The following is a 5,572-nucleotide window of genomic DNA, read 5'->3' on the forward strand; positions in this document are numbered from 1 at the left end:
GCCGCGCCAAAAGCGAATTTTTAGCTAACATGAGCCACGAATTGCGAACACCCCTCAACGGCATTTTAGGTTACACCCAAATCTTTAAGCGCGACAAACATTTGACCTCGCAACAACAGAATGGAATAGGCGTTATTCACCGCTGCGGCGAACACTTGCTCGCTTTGATAGAGGATATTTTAGACCTTTCTAAAATCGAAGCAAGGAGAATGGAAATCGTGCCCGCAGAGTTTGATTTTCCCGATTTTATTCAAGGCATTAATGCTATTTGTAGCATTCGGGCAAGTCAAAAAAACATAGCTTTTAATTGCGAATATCTTTCCTATCTCCCCCGTGCAATCTCGGCAGATGAAAAGAAATTGCGCCAAATTTTGATTAACTTAATTGGTAATGCTGTTAAGTTTACTGAAAGGGGCGGTGTTACTTTTAAGGTTTCAGTAGTGGATTGTGCAAGCGATGAAACCCGGACTGAAATCCTGACTGCGAAGGTGAGGATTCGGTTTCAGGTTGAAGATACAGGAATTGGGATCGCTGCTGATGAATTGCCAAAGATATTTGCACCTTTTGAACAGGTAGGCAATACCCGCCGCCATACTGAAGGAACCGGCTTGGGATTAGCAATCAGCCGCCAATTAGTCGAGATTATGGGCAGCGAATTACAAGTAGAAAGCACTTTAGGCAGAGGTAGCATTTTCTGGTTTGAGTTAGATTTGCTAGCAGTTGACAGCCCAGAAACCCATAAAAATTATTCCGAAAAACTTATCAAAGGTTTCAAGGGTACTAACAAAAAAATTCTGGTGGCGGACGATCAGTGGGAAAATCGCTCGGTTTTAATTCACCTGCTCGAACCGTTAGGTTTTGAAATAATTGAGGCGACAGACGGTCAAGATTGTTTGAATAAAGCCCTGGAATTTCAACCTGATTGTATCTTGATTGATTTGGTAATGCCGGTGATGGACGGATTTGAAGCGATGCGACAAATTCGCAAGTTGCCGAACTTTGAAAATGTGGTCGCCATCGGCACTTCTGCTAGCATTATGGAAGTGGAAAAGCAAGGAAGTTTAGCAGCAGGATGCAATGCTTTTCTCCCCAAGCCGATCCGGGCAGAGGAACTTTTAAATTGCTTGCAATTTCATTTAGAGTTAGAATGGATTTATGAGAAGCTGCCAGACGAAAATTATGAATCTGGAGATTCCGACAACCAATCTCAAATTCAGGATGAGCAAATTATCCCTCCTCCGACAGAGGAAATAGCTATATTTTTGGAATTAGCAATGAGGGGTGATTTAGGAGGAATTCAAAAACAAGCAGAAAAATTGGCCAAAATTGATGCAACCTATGCCTCTTTTGCCAGCCATCTCAATCAATTAGCTAAAAATTTTGAAGAAGAAAAGATTTTAGAATTCGTCGAACAATATAGATAGGAAGCATGGAAAATATGAGCATCTTACCTTGGGAAGAGAGCGTTATCTTGATCGTCGATGATAACCCTAATAATTTGGCAGTGCTGTTTGATTTCTTGACGGAATCGGGGTTTAAAGTGTTGGTAGCGCGGACGGGAGAGAGCGCTATCAAAAAAGCTGAATACTCGCTGCCAGACTTGATATTGCTGGACGTATTAATGCCGGGAATTGATGGGTTTGAAACTTGCCGACTTTTGAAGGCTGGCGATTTGACAAAGGAGATTCCGGTGATTTTCATGACAGCGCTGGATGAGACAGAAGATAAGGTTAAAGGATTGAGTTTGGGGGCTGTTGATTACGTTACCAAGCCGATTCAAAATGAAGAAGTTTTAGCTCGAGCTAAAGCGCATTTGAGCATCCGCAAGCTGACTCAAAAACTTCAGGAGCAAAATGCCCAGATGCAGCGTGAAATTGTCGATCGCAAACAAGCTCAAACTAACTTAGAACAACTGGCTGCGCAGTTGGAAAAACAGGTAGAGGATCGCACTGCGGAACTTTCCCAAGCCAACGAGCGGCTGCAGGAAGAGGTGAACCAGAAGCAGCAAACACAGGAGAATTTGCAGCAGTCCCTGCACAAGCTCCAGCAGGCTCAGTCGTTGTTAATTCAGAGTGAAAAAATGTCGGCTTTGGGGCAAATGGTGGCGGGAATTGCTCACGAAATTAACAATCCGGTAAATTTTATCTGCGGCAATCTCAATTACGTTCGCGATTATACTGAAGATTTGCTCGAGGTACTCAATCTTTACCAACAGCACTATCCCGAGCCCGCAGCGGAAATAAAATCAACAGCAGAAGCCGTAGAGATTGAATTCATCAAGGATGATTTGCTGAAAATGCTAGACTCGATGCGGCTAGGGGGCGATCGCATTCGGGATATAATTCTGTCTCTACGGTATTTTTCGCGGCAAGAAGGGCGGGAAATGGATCTGATTGATATTCATCAAGGGATTGACAGCACGCTGATGATTTTGCAAAATCGGCTGAAATTTAAGCCGAACCGTCCCGCGATTCAGGTGATTAAGGAGTACGATCCCAATTTGAAAAATATAGAGTGCTGCGGCGGGGAGATCAATCAGGTATTTATGAATATTTTAGCTAATGCGATCGATGCGATCGAAGAATCAGGCGCTGAAAAAACTATGGAAGAAATTAAAATAAATCCCTACCAGATTCGGATTTGTACGAAACTCCACAGCCCGAACACGGCAATTATTAAAATTGCTGACAGCGGGGCGGGAATCAGCGAGGATTTGTGCGATCGTATTTTTGACCCATTTTTTACGACAAAGCCGATCGGCAAAGGTACCGGAATCGGCTTGTCAATTAGCTGGCACATTGTTACAGAAAAGCACGGCGGTAGCTTGCGCTGTTGTTCCACACCGGGCCAAGGAACCGAATTTGCGATCGAGCTTCCAATCAGACAAAAAGTTAGAGAAATGGTGGCCTCCGGTTCCCAAGTTGTAGGCCACTAATCATTGCCCTTGCGCCACCCATCTATCCAATAAAAACCAGGTTTTTGAGCCTCACAAATTTATTTCAAACTATAACAAATAAACCTATAAATCCGGTCGTTCCTTATAATCTTCCGCAGAACTAGGGTCTAATTCCCAACGACTTTCATCTCGGTTATCGAGCATATCTGCGGTGTGCAAAATAGCTCCGTCGGCCATTTCTATGCCCGCAGCGGCTCCGAGTTCATCAACCATATCTTGGTCGGGAGTAGGAGCACTTCCCCCCACCAATTCTTCGCCCGTCGCACTTTCTGGTTCCGCAGCAGCATCCCCATCCCCGCCGCTGATTTGGGAACTGCCTGAACCGTATTCCGAACTGCTGTCGTCCAGAGTTGTGATATCCTCTTCGCTCAATCCCGGTTGTTGGATTACGCCAGTGCCATAAGATTCGGTAATTTCTTGAGGCAAATCGCCCGAATTGTCGCCTTCTTCTGTTGCTTTCTTAGCTCGTTTCTTTTGCTGTGTCACAATACTTGCTCCTGAGTTTTGTTAAATTCCAAGGACTTTTGCGCTCTCTATATTCATTGGCATCAAGACTGACGCACCAGAGGCTAAAAACCCTGTTTATTCATAGATGTCTTGTTTGCCAACCCAATTGTTTTGTGAAAAACCGTTTTTTTAGCTAAGTCATAGGTATAGTAATCGTTATTTTCGCTCTCAGCTTCTATCCCAAGTAAGAGCTTAATTTTTTTCCCCCCTTTCCTAGGAAATAGAATGCTGCTAAGTAAATCCACTTAAATGTAAAAGACGGATGGCGAAAAAGGTTGCTGTGTATGTCTTCTTCTTGGGTGCATCTGGTTTTTGAAGAGGGTTCTTCTTGGGTGCATCTGGTTTTTGAAGCCTGAAGAAGCATGACCGCATATAAGTTATTAGTTATAATCCCATATTGACGGAGGTCATGCTTCGCCCCTACAAACATATTTGCTTGCAGATGCACCCTTCTGGCATGACCGCAGATAAGTTATTTCTGATCATCTCATATTTACGGAGGTCATGCCGAGAGCCCATACAAACATATTTACCAAATATGAGATGTACCCTTCTTCCTTCTTCCTGATGACTACTGACTTTTTTCCGATGACTACTGACTATTGACAACTGACAACTGACTTTAGCAATATTTAGAGATATCTTCTTCGCAGGCGTCAGCTAAAAAAGTTAATGCCCGAAAACGCAAACCAATCAGTTGCTCGTAGAAAGGATTTAGTTTGCACAAGGGCGGAATGCGAACAATAGTTTTGTCGAATATCTTGACATCTCTAGCAAACGGACATTGGGCGGGAATTAGTTTGCACAGCCAGTTTGCTAGTTGAGGATTTTTGACTTCTACCCCATCTAGTTTCTGGCGCATCGGGTTGAGGAATGCGAATTTATGGCTGCAATCAAAAGCGGCTGCCTGCGGAGCGAAATTTGTGGCTGAATACATAAGACACTTCCTCTGTTACTGAAATTAGAAGTTAATTTGTTTTATCTTTTTTGCTTCACGTTTCTAATTTAAGCTATTTTACTTCGAGGGCAATCAATCTTTAGCTGTAACCGCAGTTCATATTAGCTTATACCTAAAGAAATAAATATTTATAAACTTAATGCTTTCAAAAGATTTTTGTTATGTAAGTTACAAAAATTCGTAATTATAAATCATTCCCTCGACAGAGGTGAGAGAAATTGAAGCAGTTTATAATTAAAGGAGGCGCGTTTTTGAGCAAAAAAGCATCGCCCTTTTGCCAGGGCGATGCTGTTTCAAAAAAGCGCTAATTCTATTCAGGAAAATCAGGGATTACCCATTTGGGAGGTTCCGTCCGTTTCCTTCTCACCGCTTCCTCTGCCATTTCTAGCATTTTGTCGAGAGAAGTATTTTCAATAAAGTTTGAAGTTGCTTCTGCGTATTCCCGCTTCGGGCACTTGTCGCCCAAAACGCAGCCGTTGACGCAAGCTACAGCACAATCGACAGTGTTCTCCACCATAACTTTTTTCCTTTCTTTCTTTCCAACAACTAGCAGGCAGATGCTCTGGGTGAATTTGTCAAGAGACTGCCTTCTATGTTAATTTTACTTTACTAAAGACCAGGAAGATGTCGATCGCCAGCGCAAAACTGTTATAAAATCAAAGGAACCTACCAAATTTGCCGATTATGAGCAATTTTCTGCGCCGCTTAAAACTTTTACCCTGGCGAGAAATGCTGCAAATTGCCGCCCTCGTCAACTTCATCGTGATTGGACTGGAGCTATTTTTAGCCTGGGGTTTCATGCAATCGCGGGTAATCCGCAACATTCTGACGCTTCTCTACAGCCCCTCCCTCGGAATATTGATACCTTTTGTTACAGCCGTGGGAATGGGAGCTTTAGCAGTCTACTTTTTAGAGTATTGGCACCAGCAATTTTTGCTCAACCGGACTAATTTGTGGGTTTTAGTTTTGTGCGTGCTCTTGGGTTTGGTGTTAAAGTCATTGCTGCCCATACCTGCTTTGCTAGCAAGTTTATCGGAAGCTGCACTAATCGGAGTTACGGTGGGAGTTTTTTGGAAGGGTCGGCCTTATTGGTAAGAGTCAGTTGACAGTTGACAGTTGACAGTTGACAGTTGACAGTTGACAGTTGACAG

At 43.3% G+C, this 5,572-nt stretch carries 6 protein-coding genes; 3 read left to right on the forward strand and 3 right to left on the reverse strand.

Features of this window, described 5'->3' with window-relative positions; all coding sequences use genetic code 11:
• Together QT974_RS30290 and QT974_RS30295 are read left to right on the forward strand one after the other, a co-directional pair.
• Nucleotides 1-1,424, forward strand: a 1,424-nt coding sequence (locus tag QT974_RS30290) for an ATP-binding protein (RefSeq protein WP_333472088.1), incomplete at its 5' end; no start/stop codon positions are given.
• A gap of 14 nt (nt 1,425-1,438) precedes the next feature.
• Nucleotides 1,439-2,935 carry a hybrid sensor histidine kinase/response regulator gene (locus tag QT974_RS30295; protein ID WP_333472089.1) on the forward strand — a complete coding sequence of 499 codons (1,497 nt, stop codon included), beginning with the start codon at nt 1,439-1,441 and terminating at the stop codon, nt 2,933-2,935.
• 84 nt (nt 2,936-3,019) lie between these two features.
• On the opposite strand, the gene QT974_RS30300 is transcribed toward QT974_RS30295, so the two are convergent.
• The 3 genes from QT974_RS30300 to QT974_RS30310 all read right to left on the reverse strand — a co-directional run bounded on the left by QT974_RS30300 (nt 3,020) and on the right by QT974_RS30310 (nt 4,938).
• Entirely contained in the window at nt 3,020-3,442 is a 423-nt protein-coding gene (locus tag QT974_RS30300; RefSeq protein ID WP_333472090.1) for a DUF6335 family protein, read from the reverse strand.
• Nucleotides 3,443-4,085: 643 nt separating this feature from the next.
• On the reverse strand, nt 4,086-4,400 hold the full coding sequence (locus QT974_RS30305; protein WP_333472091.1) for a Mo-dependent nitrogenase C-terminal domain-containing protein: 315 nt from the start codon (nt 4,398-4,400) through the stop codon (nt 4,086-4,088).
• A gap of 331 nt (nt 4,401-4,731) precedes the next feature.
• Complete coding sequence (locus tag QT974_RS30310) at nt 4,732-4,938, reverse strand: hypothetical protein (protein WP_333269261.1); 207 nt, start codon at nt 4,936-4,938, stop codon at nt 4,732-4,734.
• 167 nt (nt 4,939-5,105) lie between these two features.
• Between QT974_RS30310 and QT974_RS30315 the strand changes: the two genes are divergently transcribed.
• Complete coding sequence (locus QT974_RS30315) at nt 5,106-5,516, forward strand: peptide chain release factor 1 (protein WP_333472092.1); 411 nt, start codon at nt 5,106-5,108, stop codon at nt 5,514-5,516.
• Nucleotides 5,517-5,572: the final 56 nt, after the last annotated feature.

Source organism: Microcoleus sp. BM001215392, from assembly GCF_036700185.1.
Classification (GTDB): Bacteria; Cyanobacteriota; Cyanobacteriia; order Cyanobacteriales; family Microcoleaceae; genus Microcoleus.

Excerpts from the sequence above, each read along its gene's own strand:
- QT974_RS30310 (WP_333269261.1), bottom strand. The coding sequence starts at position 4,938 with ATGGTGGAGAACACTGTCGATTGTGCTGTAGCTTGCGTCAACGGCTGC.
- QT974_RS30295 (WP_333472089.1), top strand. The coding sequence starts at position 1,439 with ATGAGCATCTTACCTTGGGAAGAGAGCGTTATCTTGATCGTCGATGAT.
- QT974_RS30315 (WP_333472092.1), top strand. The coding sequence starts at position 5,106 with ATGAGCAATTTTCTGCGCCGCTTAAAACTTTTACCCTGGCGAGAAATG.
- QT974_RS30305 (WP_333472091.1), bottom strand. The coding sequence starts at position 4,400 with ATGTATTCAGCCACAAATTTCGCTCCGCAGGCAGCCGCTTTTGATTGC.